General features: G+C 56.8%; 17 protein-coding genes and 1 tRNA gene. 3 read left to right on the top strand and 15 right to left on the bottom strand.

What is annotated here, in order from left to right; translation table 11 throughout:
• Window positions 1-52: 52 nt before the first annotated feature.
• The 10 genes from HX839_RS29825 to thrS form a co-directional block, all read right to left on the bottom strand.
• The gene (locus tag HX839_RS29825) at window positions 53-6,682 is read right to left on the bottom strand and encodes a DUF3320 domain-containing protein (RefSeq protein WP_177068133.1); all 6,630 of its coding nucleotides are present in this window, start codon (window positions 6,680-6,682) and stop codon (window positions 53-55) included.
• A 319-nt stretch (window positions 6,683-7,001) separates the two neighbouring features.
• Window positions 7,002-7,078, bottom strand: a tRNA-Pro gene (locus HX839_RS29830).
• A gap of 90 nt (window positions 7,079-7,168) precedes the next feature.
• Complete coding sequence (locus HX839_RS29835) at window positions 7,169-7,525, bottom strand: MerR family transcriptional regulator (protein WP_003219935.1); 357 nt, start codon at window positions 7,523-7,525, stop codon at window positions 7,169-7,171.
• Window positions 7,506-7,808 (bottom strand): integration host factor subunit alpha, encoded by a 303-nt coding sequence (gene ihfA, locus HX839_RS29840; protein ID WP_002553164.1) that lies wholly within the window; start codon window positions 7,806-7,808, stop codon window positions 7,506-7,508. Before ihfA ends, HX839_RS29835 begins: the two co-directional genes overlap by 20 nt.
• Before the next feature lie 3 nt (window positions 7,809-7,811).
• Window positions 7,812-10,190: a phenylalanine--tRNA ligase subunit beta gene (gene pheT, locus HX839_RS29845; protein WP_177068134.1), complete on the bottom strand. Its 2,379-nt coding sequence runs from the start codon at window positions 10,188-10,190 to the stop codon at window positions 7,812-7,814.
• Window positions 10,191-10,216: 26 nt separating this feature from the next.
• Entirely contained in the window at window positions 10,217-11,233 is a 1,017-nt protein-coding gene (pheS, locus tag HX839_RS29850) for a phenylalanine--tRNA ligase subunit alpha (protein WP_003219939.1), read from the bottom strand.
• A 109-nt stretch (window positions 11,234-11,342) separates the two neighbouring features.
• Entirely contained in the window at window positions 11,343-11,699 is a 357-nt protein-coding gene (gene rplT / locus HX839_RS29855; RefSeq protein WP_003219940.1) for a 50S ribosomal protein L20, read from the bottom strand.
• Between the two features lie 28 nt (window positions 11,700-11,727).
• A complete protein-coding gene (gene rpmI / locus HX839_RS29860) occupies window positions 11,728-11,922 on the bottom strand; it encodes a 50S ribosomal protein L35 (protein ID WP_002553160.1) in 195 nt (64 codons plus the stop codon).
• 59 nt (window positions 11,923-11,981) lie between these two features.
• Window positions 11,982-12,533, bottom strand: coding sequence for a translation initiation factor IF-3 (infC, locus tag HX839_RS29865; RefSeq protein ID WP_169875357.1), 552 nt, complete (start codon window positions 12,531-12,533; stop codon window positions 11,982-11,984).
• The gene (gene thrS / locus HX839_RS29870) at window positions 12,533-14,455 is read right to left on the bottom strand and encodes a threonine--tRNA ligase (protein WP_003219944.1); all 1,923 of its coding nucleotides are present in this window, start codon (window positions 14,453-14,455) and stop codon (window positions 12,533-12,535) included. The genes infC and thrS overlap by 1 nt, the downstream gene beginning before the upstream one ends.
• A gap of 364 nt (window positions 14,456-14,819) precedes the next feature.
• Between thrS and HX839_RS29875 the strand changes: the two genes are divergently transcribed.
• Both HX839_RS29875 and HX839_RS29880 read left to right on the top strand, forming a co-directional pair.
• Window positions 14,820-15,134: a hypothetical protein gene (locus tag HX839_RS29875; protein ID WP_080673250.1), complete on the top strand. Its 315-nt coding sequence runs from the start codon at window positions 14,820-14,822 to the stop codon at window positions 15,132-15,134.
• A gap of 289 nt (window positions 15,135-15,423) precedes the next feature.
• Window positions 15,424-15,636, top strand: a complete 213-nt coding sequence (locus HX839_RS29880) for a cold-shock protein (protein ID WP_003179963.1) — start codon at window positions 15,424-15,426, stop codon at window positions 15,634-15,636.
• A gap of 73 nt (window positions 15,637-15,709) precedes the next feature.
• Here the strand turns inward: HX839_RS29880 and HX839_RS29885 are convergent, their stop codons facing one another.
• The gene (locus HX839_RS29885) at window positions 15,710-16,030 is read right to left on the bottom strand and encodes an I78 family peptidase inhibitor (RefSeq protein ID WP_008438688.1); all 321 of its coding nucleotides are present in this window, start codon (window positions 16,028-16,030) and stop codon (window positions 15,710-15,712) included.
• A 147-nt stretch (window positions 16,031-16,177) separates the two neighbouring features.
• Window positions 16,178-16,483 carry a hypothetical protein gene (locus HX839_RS29890; protein WP_087693964.1) on the bottom strand — a complete coding sequence of 102 codons (306 nt, stop codon included), beginning with the start codon at window positions 16,481-16,483 and terminating at the stop codon, window positions 16,178-16,180.
• Between the two features lie 142 nt (window positions 16,484-16,625).
• Here HX839_RS29890 and HX839_RS29895 point away from each other — a divergent pair, with 142 nt between their 5' ends.
• Window positions 16,626-16,838, top strand: coding sequence for a hypothetical protein (locus HX839_RS29895; RefSeq protein ID WP_003219951.1), 213 nt, complete (start codon window positions 16,626-16,628; stop codon window positions 16,836-16,838).
• 33 nt (window positions 16,839-16,871) lie between these two features.
• Here HX839_RS29895 and HX839_RS29900 read toward each other — a convergent pair whose 3' ends face one another.
• Genes HX839_RS29900 through rbsK form a run of 3 tightly spaced genes read right to left on the bottom strand, consistent with a single transcriptional unit; the run spans window position 16,872 to window position 19,245 of the window.
• A complete protein-coding gene (locus HX839_RS29900) occupies window positions 16,872-17,900 on the bottom strand; it encodes a nucleoside hydrolase (protein WP_003219953.1) in 1,029 nt (342 codons plus the stop codon).
• Between the two features lie 26 nt (window positions 17,901-17,926).
• On the bottom strand, window positions 17,927-18,331 hold the full coding sequence (gene rbsD / locus HX839_RS29905; protein ID WP_177068135.1) for a D-ribose pyranase: 405 nt from the start codon (window positions 18,329-18,331) through the stop codon (window positions 17,927-17,929).
• Window positions 18,328-19,245, bottom strand: a complete 918-nt coding sequence (gene rbsK, locus HX839_RS29910) for a ribokinase (RefSeq protein ID WP_008438691.1) — start codon at window positions 19,243-19,245, stop codon at window positions 18,328-18,330. Before rbsK ends, rbsD begins: the two co-directional genes overlap by 4 nt.
• Between the last annotated feature and the right edge of the window lie 17 nt (window positions 19,246-19,262).

Consider the following 19,262-nt stretch of genomic DNA (forward strand, 5'->3'; position numbering starts at 1 on the left):
CACGTTCAGTTTCCCAGAAGTAAGAGGACCTTCACGGCCCCTTGTTTCTCGTTTACTCCGCCATTAGACGTACGGCCCTCTCAATCCGTTGACGTCCAGCATGAGCAAGCTTGCTTACACCAGCTTCCTTCGCGACCGCATATATTAGGGCCTCTCCTTCGTGCCCCCGCTGCGCCATCTCGTCAACCAAAGCACGTAGTTCTGGCAGGCAGATTTCAGATAGCCCTCTCGTGGTGTCTTCATCGCCGGGCTTACGAAAGACGACACTGGCATCCGACTCGATATGAGTCGGCCAGAAAAAGACTCCTGTCTGTTCCTCTTCATGTGAGCGGAATCGCGCCCGGGCAATTTGGTCAACGCGATCACGTATCCGTGAGCCGGTTCGTACCCAGCCATGAGCGCGGGCAATGCGCCTTGCAAGCGCCGTGTCCAGAACCGGTCCCTCTTCCGCCACGACATGAGCAATCATCTGCTCCAGCGTTTCCGTGTAGCTCGCCTCAAAGAACTGATCTGGATCGACCAACCTTACCGCCTGACGAGGGTCGGATTCTTTGTAAATCAAATATTCAAGGGGACGAGCAAAAGCCAGGACATCCTCATCTGGTTTGACAGATGCCGACTTGGCATACTTCAAATCAGGAAACGCACCTGAGGGGTCATTGGATTCGCCCACACTATCGACTGTGGCGACCACAGTAACCTGACTTACTACCTCAATGACCTCAGCCATAGCTGCGTCGATTTTCAGTCGCTCTGCCTCTTGAGCGGCGTCGATGACAGCCTGCTTGGCTCGGGACTCAGCAAGGAGTTCGTTCAGACGTTGATGTACCTTTTCGGCAGTTCCAATTGCATCAACCCACCAGTCCGTCGACCATATCCTAACAATCTCCCAGCCAAGTCCACGCAGTACAAACTCACGGAGTTTGTCACGATCACGAGCGGTCGCACTGCGGTGATAGGTAGCGCCGTCGCATTCAATCCCGGCAAGGTACCGTCCAGGTGCGTCAGGGTGGACAACCCCAAGGTCTATTCGAAAGGAGGAAACGCCAATTTGGGTAAATATCTGCCATCCCTTTTTAGCCAAGGCCGCTGCAACTGCCTCTTCGAATGGGCTGTCAAAACTACCCACGCTACCAAAGTCAGCTTCTGCGAGAGCCCGTGGACCACGCTCTGCAAACTCCAAGAAGTGCTTAAGATCTCGAACCCCGATCGCTTGCGTACGAGCTAGATCAATATGCTCTGGGCGCAAGGTCGAAAACACCACAAGCTCCTGGCGAGCACGGGTTATTGCCACGTTCAGTCGACGCTCACCACCAGGGCGGTTCATCGGACCGAAGTTCATGGACAGCACACCGGCAGCGTCTTTTCCGTAGGTGGTCGAGAAATAGATGATGTCTCGCTCATCGCCTTGAACGCTCTCAAGGTTCTTGACGAACACAGGCTCCAGCTCGGACTCAGCGAAATACGAATCGAGTGATGGGTCTTTCCGGCAAGCCTCATCCAGCATGTCCATGATGAGCTTCTGTTGCTCGCCGTTAAAGGTTACGACCCCCACGGTCCGACCGCTTTCGCGGAAGGCCGGAGACTGTAGGCGGGCAACCAAATCAGCAACTAAATATCTTGCTTCAATTAAGTTTGTTCGCGCCCCACCCTTGTCATATACACCCGGGACTGAGCATAACCGTACTGCTTTGTCGGCCGTAAACGGTGATGGGAAGGTCACCAGCTTCGACTGGTAGTATCGCTGGTTCGAGAAAGCGATCAGACTCTCGTGGCGGCTACGGTAGTGCCAGTTCAGATTACGCATTGGCAGATTGGCACTGATGCACTCGTCCAGAATACTCTCGAGATCAGCCTCTACATCCTCATCTTCAGCGGTCGACTCAGCTCGGTTAAAGAACGAAGTTGGGGGGAGCTGTTTGGGGTCGCCCACCATCACCACTTGCTTCCCTCGGGCCATTGCGCCGATGGCATCCCAGACAGGTATTTGAGATGCCTCATCGAAGATAACGAGATCGAATGGCGTTGAGGCAGGAGGCAGATACTGAGCAATGGATAGAGGGCTCATGAGCAAACATGGAGTCAGCTTGGTTAGCGCTTCTGGCGCACGACTCATCAGCTCCCGCAATGGAATGTGCTTGGTCTTCTTGCCCATCTCATGTCGCAGGACTCCCCACTCTGAAGAGCGACTTACACTGTCTTGGCTTGGTAGGTCGGAACATAGCCGAGCCCGGAGCCAGTCCTTGGTCAACTCGGTGAACTTGTCGTCCAAAGCGCGGAAATCGCGAATGCGTTGCTCATGCTCCACGCTGACGAACGTCCGGATCACCTCTTCGTTGTCGACCGTCGTATTCAGCCACCAGCGGGCATAATTTACTTCCAATACACGCCGGACTTTTCCAGAGCTGATAGCTCCTGCTTCCATCGCTTGAACAATCGGCGCCAGGCCGACAGCGTAGGCTTCATCGCGAACCTTCCGCCAAGCGCACCATGCCTTAAGGCGCGATTCAGACGAGACGACAGTTTCGCAGTTTGTCTTGATATCACTTAGCGCCAGGTGAGCAGTTTCGATGACGCCCATTTCGGTGAAATGACCGACAGCCGTCAGGTGCGCCGCTCGCGCCTGTAGCAACTCAAGCTTTTCTCGAAGAGCAACACCGGCATTGGCTATAGCAGCCTCCGGTTCAAGTAGTGCGTTACCATCCCCCAACAGAGTTTGAAGCGGTGTTTTGTAGGCCGCGATCTGCTCAGGATTGAGTGCCAGCTTCGCCACCGCGGTAGCCATCTCCCCCTGAAACGCTGCCGCACTACGCACGACATCAACTTTCGTTTTCAAGTCATTCCAGACAGGAACGATTTCTCGCAGATCGGCCAGATCCACCAACTCTCGCTCAACTGCTGCTCTGTTCTTGAGCAACTCAAAATCAGCTTTTAACGACGAGCCACAACGCCCCTCCTCTACATGAGGATGATCGTCGACAAGCCGACCACGTTCTTCAATGTCACGTCGTTCAGCCTGGAAACGTAGCGCTGCAGTCAGCACGTCAATATCAGTGGTCAAACCGCTCCAGAGAGAGCTAGTTGCTAAACTGAGATCCACCAGCTCATCTAACCCAGCATCGAGACGAGTCAGCGCACGCAGCCGGCGGAGCTCCTCCTTCAGCTCATCACCTAGCTGGCCCTGCTCAACCAACTGCAAGCCGTCATCAATCCAGGCAGAATTACTTTTCTGAAGCCGCATAGCCTCTTGCAGCTTGATCGCTGTCGCGAGATGCGTTGCTTCGGATTTGGCACCTTGCCAAACAGCAACACACTCATGACCTGGCTCCAGCTCATCGATTGCTCGACGCACCGACCGAATCTCTACCCAAGTAGCGAGATCCTTGCCATTGTCGATTTCACCTGTTGATGTCTGCGTCGGCGCCAATAGCCCAGCGATGCGGCGTTTTCCGAACCAGGACTTAGGCCAGAAAGACTCCTCCGCTTCTTTCCATTCGCGCAGTAGGAGTTCGGTATCAAGTACTTCAATCGCATCCCCGTAGGACGCCGTTAGCTGGTGCTTGAGGTCGTCTATCTGACGCAGCAATGTGACAGCTTGCCCGAGAACGTCAGTGACATTTTCTGGCCAGGCCGGGCCTAGATCAACGAATGTAGCGCGGCGTTGCTGCAGCAGATCAATGCCTTGTTTAGCTTCAGCAGTAATACGAGAGGACCAGAAGGATGAGAGTCTGGAGTTAATGTTCCGGTGTTCGTCGACCCAAGTGCAGCCGTCACTCAGGCGTTTAGAAATCGAGCGAGCATCGGGGCGCAGTGCGAACCGCCAATCATGCCCAGCGGCAGCTGGAAGTACTCGAGAAAGAATCGACAGCCCCTCAAGCGCTGTTGGGGTGTACTCCGTAACAGGAAGCCCTGACAGCTCAATGAAGCGATCGGCAGCTCGCTGGACTTCAAGCACTGCAGGAAGCACGTCACGAGCCGCCTGCACGAATTGTTGCTGCCAATGAGGCGACCATTCTGCTTGGCCTACCCCGGACAAAGCGTTGCCTGCCAGCTGACTGTAACCCACAGCCTGCGCGTTCACTTCAAGGCGGTCGCCCAGCTCTCGAAGCGCAAGCATGGCCTTCTGATCATGAGTGTCCGGGGATGACCAAGAAAGCGCAGCAACTGCCTCATCAACACCCGATGTCACAGTCCCGATAGCATCGTAGATCGTATAGCCATTGCGGTGCCGACGATGCAGACGCTCGACATAAATATTGAGGCTGTCACGCAGGGAAGCCAGCCGCTGCGCTTCCACCTCCCAAGCGGAAGCATCTACCTCCCCTTTCGCTTCCCAAGCCGACTGCAACTGAGCAAGGACATCCGTTTTTCGAGCCTTACTGGAGTGAAGTTCAAGGCAAAACTCACCCAGACCGATTTCACGCAAGCGGCGGTACACGACATCCAGGGCAGCAATTTTCTCAGATACGAACAGTACCCGGCGCCCTTGAGCGATGGACTGGGCGATCATGTTGGAAATCGTTTGGCTTTTACCCGTGCCCGGTGGACCTATGAGAACGAAATCTTTTCCCTTCGCTGCTGCCATCACGGCAGCAAGCTGAGATGAATCAGATGGCAATGGGCAGAACACATCAGTCGGACCATAATCACGGTCCAGTGACTCCGCCTCCGGAAACGGGGTATCGGAGATGAACGAATCACGTGGCGTATCCAGAAGATGTTGGACTACAGGGCTCTGTCGAAGGTGCTCTGCATTCTCGGCAAGATCCTTCCACATAAGATACTTGGCAAACGAGAACATCGAGAGCACAACGTCCTCGTTCAGCTCCCAGCCAGGGATATCCTTGATAGCATGGCCAACTTTGTTCCAAATGGCTGCGATATCCAGACCGGAGTCGTCCCGAGGCAGCTCCTGCTCCAGTGAACCCAAGCCCAGTTCAAAGTCTTGACGCAGCATCTCGATCAGAGTCGGGTTAAACCGAGGCTCATCATCGTGCAGCACCATGGTGAATCCGGAACGTGCACTCTTACGCTCCAAAGTGACAGGAACCAGGACTAGTGGCGCTTTGTACTTCTGCCCGGCCCTATCCTCACGCGTCCAACTAAGAAAACCGATGGCCAGGAAGAGAGTATTGGAGCCACCCTCCTGCAAAGCAGTACGAGCGCCTCGATATAACTCAGTTAACCGGACCTCCATTTCGGCGGACGTCAGCGCAACGAATACTTCCCTACGCTTGAGAGCATCTTCAGCATGACGGCGGCGAACATCTTCTCGCTCACGCTGCTCATAGAGTGCGCGCTCACGCGGATCTGCACCATCCATCAGGTCAGGCCTCGTAAGCAGCTTCAGAGACTGTCCACTTGCAAGAATGTCCTCGAGAGCACCGGGATCAGGAGATTCAAGCTTCAGCGCTCGCTTACCCATTTTGAAATTGAGCAAGTTATTTCGAAGCGACAGATCCAGGAGCTTTCGCTGCCACCGGCCGAGGCGATCTGCTGGGTCGAGCTTAGACAGATCCTCAGCCTGTACCTTAATATTGTCATCGGCGATGCCGATTCCTTCCTCCACCAGAAGCGGTGGCGCTTCATCAAACTCAGAAACAGCGACACGTGCGATCTGAGCCTCTGAGCTGGCGAGCGGTTTGATACGCTGCAGACGGGCGCGACGGATATCTAGCAGCATCTCGAAAACACTATCAGCGTCTTCGGCTACCTGCTTCGCGCCCATCTCTACCGCATAAGAGAATGGCGGTATGGAGGCGTGGGTTATAAGAGTAGTCTCAAACAGCACAAGCTCCTGAAGTTTCACCCTCTTACGTACTGCGGTGACATCATCCACGACAGCAGTCGTAAACTCTTCTGGCTTAAGCCAAAAACCAGCAAAAGCATGACCATGGGTGAACACGATTACAGGGTTAAGACCTATCTGCTCCAATGCCGCGCAGAAAAGCAGAGTAAGATCGAGACAAGTAGCTAACCCGGAGTCAGCAATCTGACTGGGGCTACGAATCTTCTGCCCAGATCGTTCAAAGCTAGCCGGCGGCAACGCATAGTCGAGCTTCATGCGCGCCACCGCCCCCCACACTGCAGACCCCAACTGCCAAGCTCTTTTGGGGCCTCCCTCATACCCATCAAGTGCAGATGACTTATCGCTAAGACGAAGCAGCTCGGCTGCCTGTTTGAGCAACCTTTCAACCGCCGCATCATTCGGCTGAACAAAAGCTGCCGTCATATCTGGTATATGGCGCAATCCGCCCCACTGATTTCTGGGCAGGAGGTCTACGACCTGTTCAAACAGAGCAACTTCCTTGCGACCGCCTTCCGACTCCTTGTCATCGGCTTCGAGGACAAACGTGAAGGTCGACATCTCTGATTCTGTCAGGCGACTCAGCAACGGGCCGTCCAAAGCAAGATCAAGCCCAGGTATGACCCGGAAGCTACCTGCAGCGATCTCGTCAATCCGCCAGACCTTGGACTTAAAAACCTCGGGTACCGAGCTAAGCGTAAGAGTCGCATTGACGAAACGATCACTCGTTTCGTTCGATATGCGAAGCTCGCGTATCACAGGAATGGCGTTCTGAAAATCCGCAAGGTTCAGCTTTGCCACCAGAGTGGCAAGGATTTTTACGTCTTTAGGCTGGATTTCTTCTTGGAGCGTGAGGGGCTGAACAATGTCGTCCATGCGCAACAATCCTTGTCGTGATGCTCGAGGGAGTGCCGGATTTGTCCGGCCAGGAGGCCCCTCTTGAGCTGATGGCGGGATGATATCTCTTCTAGGGAGAGCCGTAATGTGCCTTTGGTCGTCACTAACTTCTCATTCCGTCATCGGATCCCCATCTATTGATCTCTGATATCAGGCCGAGGCTGATGTTCGCAGAACAGATTCGATGGTAAATCCACATCCGAAAGCTATTCATAGCCGGCTGTTTTATGGGGAGGGGGTAAAAATGCAGGCAAATAAAAAGGCCGCGAGATAAATCTCGCGGCCTTTTTAAATTATATGGTCGGGACGGAGTGATTCGAACACTCGACCCCTAGCACCCCATGCTAGTGCGCTACCGGACTGCGCTACGCCCCGACTAGGCGTGTTACTGGGTTCGCTTCGCAACGAAGCGATCAGGAATATACCGCAAGCTTTTGAAATGTGGAAGTATTTTAAAAGCCGGAATTACTTCTTCAAAACCACCAGCACATCTTCGAGTTCGGAGATCATCTGGCGGATCATTTGCTTGTATTGGGTGGTGTCGTCTTTGGCTTCATCACCGGACATACGCTGGCGCGCGCCGCTGATGGTGAACCCCTGGTCGTACAGCAACGCACGGATCTGTCGGATCATCAGCACATCCTGGCGCTGATAATACCGACGGTTCCCGGTGCGTTTGACGGGGTTGAGTTGAGGAAACTCCTGCTCCCAATAGCGCAGCACGTGCGGCTTTACCGCACAGAGCTCGCTGACTTCACCAATGGTGAAGTAGCGTTTGCCTGGGATGACGGGCAGTTCGTCGTTATGACTTGGTTCCAGCATAAGCCTCAACTCGGGCCTTCAACTTCTGCCCTGGACGAAAGGTGACCACACGGCGAGCCGTGATCGGGATTTCTTCTCCCGTTTTTGGATTGCGGCCAGGCCGCTGGCGTTTGTCCCGCAGGTCAAAATTGCCGAAACCGGACAATTTGACCTGTTCGTTGTCTTCAAGTGCGTGCCTGATTTCTTCAAAGAACAGCTCGACCAATTCCTTGGCCTCGCGCTTGTTCAGGCCCAGCTCTTCATACAGACGTTCCGCCATCTCAGCTTTCGTCAAAGCCCCCATACGTCACTTCCTTAACGTGGCGTTCAACCTTTGTTCGAGCGAGGTGAGGATATTTTGCGTCGTCGTATTCACCTCATCGTCATTAAGAGTGCGCGATGGATGCTGCCAGGTCAAGCCAACTGCAAGGCTTTTTCTATGCGGATCAATGCCTTTACCCTGATAGACGTCAAATAGCCTGAGGTCTGTCAGCCATTCCCCTGCATTTTCACGGATTACGTCCAGAACAGCACTGGCCGCAACACCTTGATCGGCAATCAGCGCCAGATCACGTCGTACTTCAGGGAAACGCGACAACTCGCTGAATTTAGGCATTTTGCCCGAGGCCACTTCAGCCAAGACTAGCTCAAAAACGAAGACTGGACGGTCCAGCCCCAAGGTTTTCGACAGTTCCGGGTGAATCGCGCCAACGAAGCCCACCAGGCGACCTTCACGTTCGATACGGGCGGTCTGGCCCGGGTGCAACGCCGGGTGTTTGCCAGGGGTGAAAGTGAAGGCATCCAGCGCACCGGCAAAGCCCAGCACCGCTTCCACATCGGCCTTGACGTCGAAGAAGTCGACGGTGTCGCGACCTTGTGCCCAGCCTTCCGGCAGACGGCTGCCGCAAACCACGCCAGCCAGCATCGGCTCTTGCTTCAGGCCATCCAGCTGACCGACGAAACGCAGGCCGCTTTCGAACATGCGCACGCGGTCTTGCTGACGGTTCAGGTTGTGGGACAGCGCCTTAACCAGACCCGGCCACAGCGACGAGCGCATGGCGGCCATGTCGTTGGAGATCGGGTTAGCCAGCAACAGCGGCTCGACACCCGGGTTGAACAGTTCGAATTGCTTTGGATCGATGAAGCTGTAGGTCACTGCTTCCTGATAACCACGGGCAACCAGCAGGCGACGCAGTTCCGGCAGGTGTGCACGGGCTTCGGCTTTCGGCTGCGGCGCCAGGCGCGCTTGCGGGTAACGAACCGGCAGGCGGTTGTAGCCGTACAGGCGGGCCAGTTCTTCGATCAGGTCGACTTCCAGGCTGATATCGAAGCGATGGCTTGGCACTTCTACGTGCCACTGCCCTGCTTCACCGGCCGAGATGCCGAGGCCGAGTGCCGACAGCAGGCGCTCGATTTCAACCGGCTCGATCACCAGGCCGAGCATTTGCTCAACGGCCTTGGCGCGCAGGATGATCGGTGCAACCGACGGCAGGTGCTGTTCGCTGACGGTTTCGATGATCGGGCCGGCTTCGCCGCCAGTGATTTCCAGCAGCAGGCCAGTGGCGCGCTCCATGGCTTCACGGGCCAGCTGCCAGTCCACGCCACGCTCGTAGCGGTGCGAGGCGTCGGTGTGCAGGCCGTAGGAACGGGCCTTGCCAGCGATGGCGATCTGATCGAAGAAAGCGCTTTCGAGAAAGATGTCGCGAGTGGTTGCGGACACGCCGCTGTGCTCACCCCCCATCACGCCGGCAATCGCCAGGGCGCGGGAATGGTCAGCGATCACCAGGGTATCGGCACGCAGGCTGACTTCCTGGCCGTCGAGCAGTACCAGCTTCTCGCCTTCCTCGGCCATGCGCACGCGGATGCCGCCGTTGATTTCGGCGAGATCGAAGGCGTGCAGCGGTTGGCCCAGTTCCAGCATCACGTAGTTGGTGATGTCGACGGCAGCGTCGATGCTGCGCACTTCGGAACGGCGCAGGCGCTCAACCATCCACAGCGGGGTTGGCTTGGACAGGTCGACGTTACGGATCACGCGACCCAGGTAACGTGGGCAGGCGTTGGGGGCGAGCACTTCGATCGAACGCACTTCATCGTGCACGGCAGGTACCGCTGCAACCACCGGGCGGGTCACGTTCGCGGCGTACAGTGCGCCGACTTCACGCGCCAGGCCCGCCAGCGACAGGCAGTCGCCACGGTTCGGGGTCAGGTCGACCTCGATGCTGGCGTCTTCCAGTTCCAGGTAGACACGGATGTCCTGGCCCACTGGCGCATCGGCCGGCAGTTCCATCAGGCCATCGTTGCCTTCACCGACCTGCAGTTCCGCCTGGGAGCACAGCATGCCGTTGGACTCAACGCCACGCAGCTTGGCCTTCTTGATCTTGAAGTCGCCTGGCAGCTCGGCACCGATCATGGCGAACGGGATTCTCAGGCCCGGGCGCACGTTTGGCGCTCCGCACACGACCTGGAAGGTTTCCGCGCCGTTGCTGACCTGGCACACACGCAACTTGTCAGCGTCCGGGTGTTGCTCGGTGCTCAGCACCTCACCCACAACCACACCACTGAAAACACCGGCGGCCGGCGTAACGCTATCGACCTCAAGGCCGGCCATCGACAGACGAGCAACCAGCTCGTCGCGACTTACCTGCGGGCTTACCCAGCCACGCAGCCATTGTTCACTGAATTTCATCCTGCTCTCCTAAAGATCCGTTACGACTAGCGAAATTGCGCGAGGAACCGCAAGTCGTTGTCGAAGAACAGACGCAAGTCGTTCACGCCGTAACGCAGCATGGCCAGACGCTCAACGCCCATGCCGAAGGCAAAGCCCGAGAATTCTTCCGGGTCGATCCCGGACATGCGCAGCACGTTGGGGTGAACCATGCCGCAACCCATCACTTCCAGCCAGCCGGTCTGTTTGCAGACGCGGCAGCCTTTACCGCTGCACATCACGCACTCCATATCGACTTCAGCGGATGGCTCGGTGAACGGGAAGAATGAAGGACGGAAACGTACCGCCAGCTCCTTCTCGAAGAACACCCGCAGGAACTCTTCGATGGTGCCTTTGAGGTCGGCGAAGTTGATGTCGCGATCAACCAGCAGGCCTTCGACTTGGTGGAACATCGGCGAGTGGGTGATATCGGAGTCGCTGCGATACACACGGCCTGGGCAGACGATGCGGATCGGCGGCTTCTGCGATTCCATGGTGCGGACCTGTACCGGCGAGGTATGGGTGCGCAGCAGCATGTTCGCGTTGAAATAGAAGGTGTCATGCATCGACCGGGCCGGGTGGTGGCCTGGGATGTTGAGCGCCTCGAAGTTGTGATAGTCGTCTTCGACCTCAGGGCCTTCGGCAATGCCGTAGCCGATGTGGGTGAAGAACTGCTCGATACGTTCCAGAGTCCGGGTAATCGGATGCAGGCCGCCCGAGGTCTGGCCACGGCCAGGCAGGGTCACGTCAATGGATTCGGCGGCGAGCTTGGCCGCAAGATCAGCCTCCTCGAGCGACGCCTTGCGCGCATTGAGAACCTCTGTAACACGCTCCTTGGCCACGTTGATCAGCGCACCGACTTGCGGACGCTCTTCAGCCGGCAAATTCCCCAGGGTCTTCATCACCTGAGTCAATTCACCCTTTTTGCCAAGGTAGTGAACCCGGATTTGCTCCAGGGCATTGATATCTTCTGCGCTTTGCACAGCCTCTAGTGCTTGAGAGACCAGCGCATCCAGGTTTTCCATGTACAGACTCCAGATACAAAATAGGGGAAGAGCTTGAAGGCTCTTCCCCTATTTAAGACGTTTAACACCGTGGGCCGCGGAAGCGACCCAGGGTGACTGTCGGGGGTACTTAAGCCAAGGTGGCTTTAGCTTTCTCGACAATCGCAGCAAACGCCGCTTTTTCGTTCACTGCCAGATCAGCCAGAACCTTACGGTCGATCTCGATGGACGCTTTTTTCAGGCCAGCGATGAAACGGCTGTAGGACAGACCGTTAACACGTGCACCAGCGTTGATACGAGCGATCCACAGAGCGCGGAACTGACGTTTTTTCTGACGACGGTCACGGTAGGCGTATTGGCCAGCCTTGATAACCGCTTGCTTGGCAACACGGAATACGCGTGAACGCGCGCCGTAGTAGCCTTTAGCAAGTTTCAGAATTTTCTTGTGGCGCTTACGCGCCATGACGCCACGCTTTACACGAGCCATGAGTTACTTCCTCTATTCTTGACTAAAATTAACGAAGGCGCAGCATGCGCTCGACTTTTGCCACGTCAGACGGATGCAGCAAGCTGCTACCGCGCAGTTGACGCTTACGCTTGGTCGACATTTTAGTCAGGATGTGGCTCTTGAAAGCGTGCTTGTGCTTGATACCGTTAGCAGTTTTCAGAAACCGCTTAGCAGCACCACTTTTAGTTTTCATCTTTGGCATGTTCGGTACTCCGCATTCAGTTGATAAACATAATCAGAAGGCCTGCCGTGCCCTATTGATTACTTCTTCTTTTTCGGGGCGATGACCATAATAAGCTGGCGTCCTTCCATCTTAGGATGCTGTTCGACCGAACCGTACTCGAGCAGGTCAGCTTCAACCCGCTTGAGGAGTTCCATCCCCAGCTCCTGGTGGGCCATCTCACGGCCGCGGAATCGCAAGGATACCTTGGCCCTGTCCCCATCACTCAGGAAACGTACCAGGTTGCGCAGTTTTACCTGGTAATCCCCTTCCTCCGTCCCTGGACGAAACTTGATTTCTTTTACTTGAATCTGCTTCTGGTTCTTCTTCGCCGCGGCAATCTGCTTCTTCTTCTCGAAGATCGACTTGCCGTAGTCCATCACCCGGCAAACGGGTGGGATTGCGTCGGCGGAGATTTCCACCAGGTCCAATTTGGACTCTTCAGCAATACGAAGCGCTTCATCAATCGAGACGATGCCAATCTGCTCGCCGTCAGCGCCAATTAACCGAACCTCGCGTGCCGAGATATTCTCGTTGATCGGGGCTTTCGGTGCAGCTCGTTTATCTTGTCTCATTTCACGCTTAATAATAATTACTCCGAATCTGGGCGACCACGCCGGGAAACCGCTTGCGCGAGGAACTCAGCGAACTGGGCGACGGGCATCGAGCCCAGGTCAGCACCTTCACGAGTACGCACAGCGACAGTCTGCATCTCGACTTCCCGATCTCCGATAACCAAAAGATAGGGAACCTTGAGCAAAGTATGCTCGCGGATTTTAAAGCCGATCTTTTCATTTCTCAAGTCGGACTTGGCACGAAATCCGCTTTCATTGAGAGTTTTTTCAACTTCAGCGGCAAAATCTGCCTGTTTATCAGTGATATTCATGATCACTGCCTGGGTCGGAGCCAGCCACGCAGGGAATGCACCCTCGTAGTGCTCGATCAGGATCCCGACGAACCGTTCGAACGAGCCAAGGATCGCCCGGTGCAGCATAACCGGGTGTTTACGGCTGTTGTCTTCGGAGACGTATTCGGCTCCCAGACGGATCGGCAGGTTAAAATCGAGCTGCAGGGTACCACACTGCCAGACGCGACCAAGGCAATCTTTCAGCGAGAACTCGATCTTCGGACCATAGAACGCGCCCTCGCCCGGCTGCAAGTCGTATGCAAGCCCCGCACTGTCCAGCGCTGCGGCCAGTGCAGCTTCGGCGCGATCCCACAGCTCGTCGGAACCGACGCGTTTTTCCGGACGAGTGGACAGCTTCATCTCGACTTCGGTGAAGCCGAAATCGCGGTACACGTCCATGGTCAGCTTGATGAATGCAGCGGATTCAGCTTGCATCTGCTCTTCGGTGCAGAAGATGTGGGCGTCATCCTGAGTGAAGCCGCGCACGCGCATGATGCCGTGCAGTGCACCCGATGGCTCGTTACGGTGGCAGGCACCGAACTCGGCCAGGCGCATCGGCAACTCGCGGTAGCTCTTCAGGCCCTGGTTGAACACCTGTACGTGGCACGGGCAGTTCATCGGCTTGATGGCGTAGTCGCGGTTTTCCGACTGGGTGGTAAACATGTTGTCGGCGTAGTTGGCCCAGTGCCCGGATTTCTCCCACAGGCTGCGGTCAACGACTTGCGGCGTCTTGATCTCCAGGTAGCCGTTGTCGCGCTGAACCTTGCGCATGTACTGCTCGAGCACCTGGTACAGGGTCCAGCCGTTCGGGTGCCAGAACACCATGCCCGGCGCTTCTTCCTGGAGGTGGAACAGGTTCAGGCGCTTGCCGATCTTGCGATGGTCGCGTTTTTCGGCTTCTTCGATGCGCTGGATGTAGGCCGCCAGCTGCTTCTTGTCAGCCCAGGCAGTGCCGTAGATCCGCTGCAGCTGTTCGTTCTTCGCGTCACCGCGCCAGTAGGCACCGGACAACTTGGTCAGCTTGAACGACTTGAGGAAGCGTGTGTTCGGCACATGCGGGCCACGGCACATGTCGACATATTCTTCGTGGTAATACAGGCCCATGGCCTGCTCGTCCGGCATGTCTTCCACCAGGCGCAGCTTGTAGTCTTCGCCGCGGGCGGTGAACACGTCGATCACTTCGGCACGCGGAGTGACTTTCTTGATGACGTCGTAATCTTTTTCGATCAGCGCGTGCATGCGCTGTTCGATAGCCGCCAGGTCGTCCGGGGTGAAAGGACGCTCGTAGGCGATGTCGTAATAGAAGCCTTCGTCGATGACCGGGCCGATGACCATCTTCGCGGTTGGGTACAGCTGCTTGACCGCATGGCCAATCAGGTGCGCGCAAGAGTGGCGAATGATCTCCAGCCCCTCTTGATCCTTGGGCGTAATGATTTGCAGGCTGGCATCGCCGGTGATCAGGTCGCTGGCGTCAACCAGCTTGCCGTCGACCTTGCCGGCCACGGTGGCCTTGGCCAGGCCGGCACCAATGGATGCGGCGACCTCGGCTACGGAAACCGAATGATCGAATGAACGTTGACTGCCGTCGGGAAGAGTAATAGTTGGCATGGCGCCTCCTCTCCTAGTGGTGACCCCTACCAAAGGTCACGTGGGTTGGGATGAGCCAGTACAAGATCCAATACCAGGCCGTTCAGTGATGAACGCCTGCCTTACAGCGGCAGGAGCCTTTCGGCCAACCGATAATCGAACCAGAGTGACTGGAGTTAAACAAAAAAGACCTTGGCAAGGCGGCATAGGGCGCGCCGGAAAATAGCCAAGCGAAAGATGCTAGCACAGATGAACGGTCATGGCGCCGAAGCCGCTTCAGGAAACGAAAATTCCCGGCTTTTAAGGGCAAAAGTGAACTTGAACTGTACGGCAACCCTCAAACACACCGAGAATCGCCGTTCGTCCACGACTCCAGGAGCATTTGATTATGCGTTTTACCTCGACTTTCGCCCTTGCTGCATCCCTGACCCTCATGTCCCTGGGTGCGCACGCCGCAGCCCCGTCGAACTGGCCTGCCGGTGCGCGGGACAGCTTCATCAAGGATTGCAGCGCAGCCGCCCAGCAAAGTGTTGATGCCAAAACCGCCAAAGACCACTGTGAATGTGGCGCGGACAAAATCAATGCCGAATTGAGCAGTGCCGAAATCAAGGAACTCATGACCAACCAGAACGCAGATCCCGCGCTCAAGACCAAAGCTGTGACGGCTATTTCGTCCTGCAAAGTCGTGAAGAAAAAGTAATTTTTACACCCTGCCAGACCGGCTGAAGGACCAGAAATCGCCATGAAAACTGCCATTTCTCACAAATTACGCAGCTTTTACGGCTTTTTTTAACAGCTGATATTTCGCCTGAAAGCCCCGTAGATCGGGGCTTTCAGCCAACCAAGGCATGAAACACAACGCGATTGATTAGCAAACAATGCCTTGGGGGGGCTCCCAAGCCGAACATTTCGACTATGATAGCTCGGTGTGCCCAGTTGGCCTGAGCAGCACAGCACTACTGAAAATATATGTTTCTTGGAGATACACCATGTCTAATCGCCAAACCGGCACCGTTAAATGGTTCAACGATGAAAAAGGCTTCGGCTTCATCACTCCTCAAGGTGGCGGTGACGACCTGTTCGTACACTTCAAAGCTATCGAAAGCGACGGTTTCAAAAGCCTGAAAGAAGGCCAAACCGTTTCCTTCGTGGCTGAGAAAGGCCAAAAGGGTATGCAAGCTGCACAGGTTCGCCCAGAGTAATTCTGCGCCGAACTAAAAAAACCCCGTCCATGTGACGGGGTTTTTTATGGCCTGGAGAAAAGCGCTGGAGCAATCAGCCGCAATTGACCCGATTGATCACAAGGTTGTCATCGGTATTGAGGTTCAGGCGATCGGAGCGGTATTCCAGCGTGACCATGTCATCTGGCTTGAGAATGCGTGCGTTCTGCGCTCCGGCGCGGCTACGGGCCTGTTCCAGCAATTGTGGCGAAGCTTTCTGGCCGATTGCGAACTCGGCAGCCTTCGCCTCACAGCGGCTATGACCAGCATCGGTCACGGCAGTGTCTTTGGCTGGCTCAGAGGTACCCGGGGTGCTGCAACCCGACAAGGCGAGCGCAGCCAACAAAGTACCGAATGATGCGAGCTTCCAAGGCATGAAGCCTCCTTTGAGAAAAAATGGACAGAGATCGTGCGACCGTGGTTTGGCCGATTGGTTTCAGAATTGTCACAATTGGCTGTGGGCCAGTCTGCCTGAGTCGACACCGGGCGCTGGCGAATCAATCGTCACCAGATATGAACGCACTCAGTAGATGTCGATGTAATCAAACGGCGGCGTTGGCCAGTTCTGCTTGAGCGCGTTGAAAATCTGCATCACCCACACCTCGTCGCTGGCTGCGACGTTGCCGACATAACCCGAACCCGCCGCCCAGGTCTCCAGGCGGAACAGAAGGCCGTCGATATCGACGCCACCCACCACGCCCGAAGAAATGTAGGCAATGCCGGCCTTGGTAACGCGCAATTGGGTGTGAACGTTGTCACTGGCGGACGCAAGCAGCTGCCGCACAGCGTCCAGCGTCAGGTTCTCGGTGTTGTTCAAGTCGATCTGCACGCGGTTTGTCCTGGCAATTAAACAGGCGGACAGTGTCGCACAGCCCTCCCCTCATGCCTAAGTAGCAGTGCCAAACACGGCGCAAAATGGTTAACTCCCTACGCAGAACGCACTAACCGCCTTTCAGCCTCGCGAGACACCCATGACCATCGTCACGATCCACGCCGACATCAAAGCCAAGTGGCCCCACGGGCAAAGCTCCTACAGCCCGGGCAGCCCGGAGGAGTTGGCAATCATCGGTATCGACCTGCTGGTCAAGGAACTGGGCACACAGGCCGCGCAGGCATTCATCGGCCAGGTATTCGAGAAATACCCGGCCGATCACATGGGGGCGCCAGACCCCGAGCGCGAATAAGACCCGGCCGACGAACGTCGACCGGCAGACTGTTTACTTCAGGCGACCAAGGCGTTCGGTCAGCAGATCGAAAAAGCCCTGGGCATCGCCATTTTCAACCCAGAACGCGTTCTTCGGTTGTTTCAGGCCATCGTACCAGTCGACGATGGTCTGCCCGAAGGTTGGGCCTTCACGGCTGTCCACCACCACGTTGACCTCACGGCCGCTAAACAGCGCAGGCTTGAGCAGGTAGGCAATGACGGTAGCGTCATGCACCGGGCCGCCCGGGATGCCGTAGTGCTCCATGTCGCCCTTGACGTATTCATTGAGAATATCGCCCACCACCTTGCTCGCGTTGTTGTTCAGCGCAGCGATTTGCTTCAGGCGTGCGTCGCTGGTCAGGACCTTGTGGGTCACGTCCAACGGCAGGTAGGTCAGCTTGACGCCGCTCTTGAGCACGATCTCGGCCGCGATCGGGTCGGCGAACAGGTTGAACTCGGCCACCGGCGTGATATTGCCGCCGTTGAAGTGCGCGCCGCCCATCACCACCACTTCCTTGATGCCTTGAGTGATCTCCGGCGCCTGGGTCAATGCCAGCGCCAGGTTGGTCTGCGGACCGAGCATGGCGATGGTGATGCTGTGGGGCTTGGCGGTGCTGAGGGTCTTGATCAGGTAATCAACGGCATTGCCTTCTGCCAGGCCTTTTTTCGGCTCATGCACGGTGACGCCGGAGATACCTTCCTTGCCATGGATGTTTTCAGCGTAGATCGGCGTGCGCAGCATCGGTTTCGGTGCACCGGCATATACCGGGATGTCCTCGCGCCCTGCCCATTCGCGGGCCAGGCGTGCGTTGCGGGAGGTCTTGTCGAGGCGCACGTTACCGGCAACGGTGGTCAGCGCGCGGATCTGCAGTTCATCGGGCGAAGCCATGGCGAACAGCAAGGCAACCACGTCGTCGGCACCGGGGTCGGTGTCGATGATCAGGTCGATTTTTTCCGCCGCGTGGGCGCTTGCAGCAGTTAGCACGGACAAAAGCAGCACACTCCGGAACAGGTGTCGCAGGGTTTGGGTACCACGTTGCATGACGCACTCCTTGTCGTTGGGGAATTCTAGAACGTTACGCCGGAAACCAGCGCGATATTGCAGTAGGGCTGGCACTCGCCGGTGCGCACCACCGCCCTCGCCTTGCGGCTGAGTTGCTTGAACGCTTCATGGCTGACCAGGCGGCGCTCGCCGAGGGCGGCCTGTTCGGCCAGGGTATTGAGATCCGCCAGGGCCGGCGGTTGCTTGAGCAGGATTTCTTCCGCGAGCACGTGGCTTTCCACCTGCATCTCGCTGAGGACGATGCGCAAGGTACTGACGAAATCCGGAATGCCTTTGGTCAGCGCCAGGTCGATCAGCTCGACACCCGGCGGCACCGGCAAGCCGGCATCACCGATCACCAGAATGTCGCCATGGCCAAGGGATGCGATCACCCGCGACAGCGCGATATTGAGCAAGGGAGTCTTTTTCATGAGGGCACAAAACCTTGGACGTCATGCAATGTGGGAATAGAGGGTTGCGCACCCGCGCGGGTCACGGACAGCGCGGCGGCTACCTGGCCGAAACGAATGGCCTCGGCCTCGCTCCTGCCGTTGGCCAGCGCGGCTGCGAAACCGCCGACGAAGGTGTCACCGGCAGCCGTGGTATCGACCGCCTTGACCTTGGGCGCGACCAGGTGCTCGAAGCCTTGGCCATCGGCAAACAACGCGCCTTCGGAGCCGAGGGTAATGATCACTTTGCCAGCACCGGCCTTGATCAGGCGTGTGGCGGCGGCCTTGGCGCTGTCCAGCGAGTCGACCACCACGCCGCTCAAGGCCGAGGCTTCGCTTTCATTGGGAATCAGGTAGTCGATGGCGGCGTACCAATCCTCGGGCAGCGGACCACTGGCCGGCGCCGGGTTCAGGATCACCGTCTTGCCCAGCTCGCGACCGCGCTTGAGGGCATGGCCGACAGTCTCCATCGGCGTTTCCAGCTGGCAGACAATCACGTCGGCAGCCTGCAGCACACTGTCAAATGCCTGTAATTTGGCTGGGGTCAGCTCGCCATTGCTACCGGCAACGATGACGATCGCATTCTGGCTGCTGTCATCCACCACGATCAGCGCCACGCCGCTGGAACCGTCGACGGTGCTGACGGCCTGGCAATCAATGCCCTCCACCAGCAACGCGTCGCGCAATTGCGCGCCATAGGCATCGGTGCCCACGCAGCCGACCATGGCGACCTCAGCCCCGAGGCGCGCCGAAGCGACCGCCTGGTTCGCGCCCTTGCCGCCGGGAACGGTGGAGAACGATTGGCCGATCAGGGTTTCACCGGCGCGGGGCAGCCGACTGGCCCGGGTGACCAGGTCCATGTTCAGGCTGCCTATTACCACTACTTTTGCTGGCATACATCAGTACTCATCAA

The sequence above is a fragment of the Pseudomonas sp. I8001 genome (genome assembly GCF_013385345.1).
Classification (GTDB): domain Bacteria; phylum Pseudomonadota; class Gammaproteobacteria; order Pseudomonadales; family Pseudomonadaceae; genus Aquipseudomonas.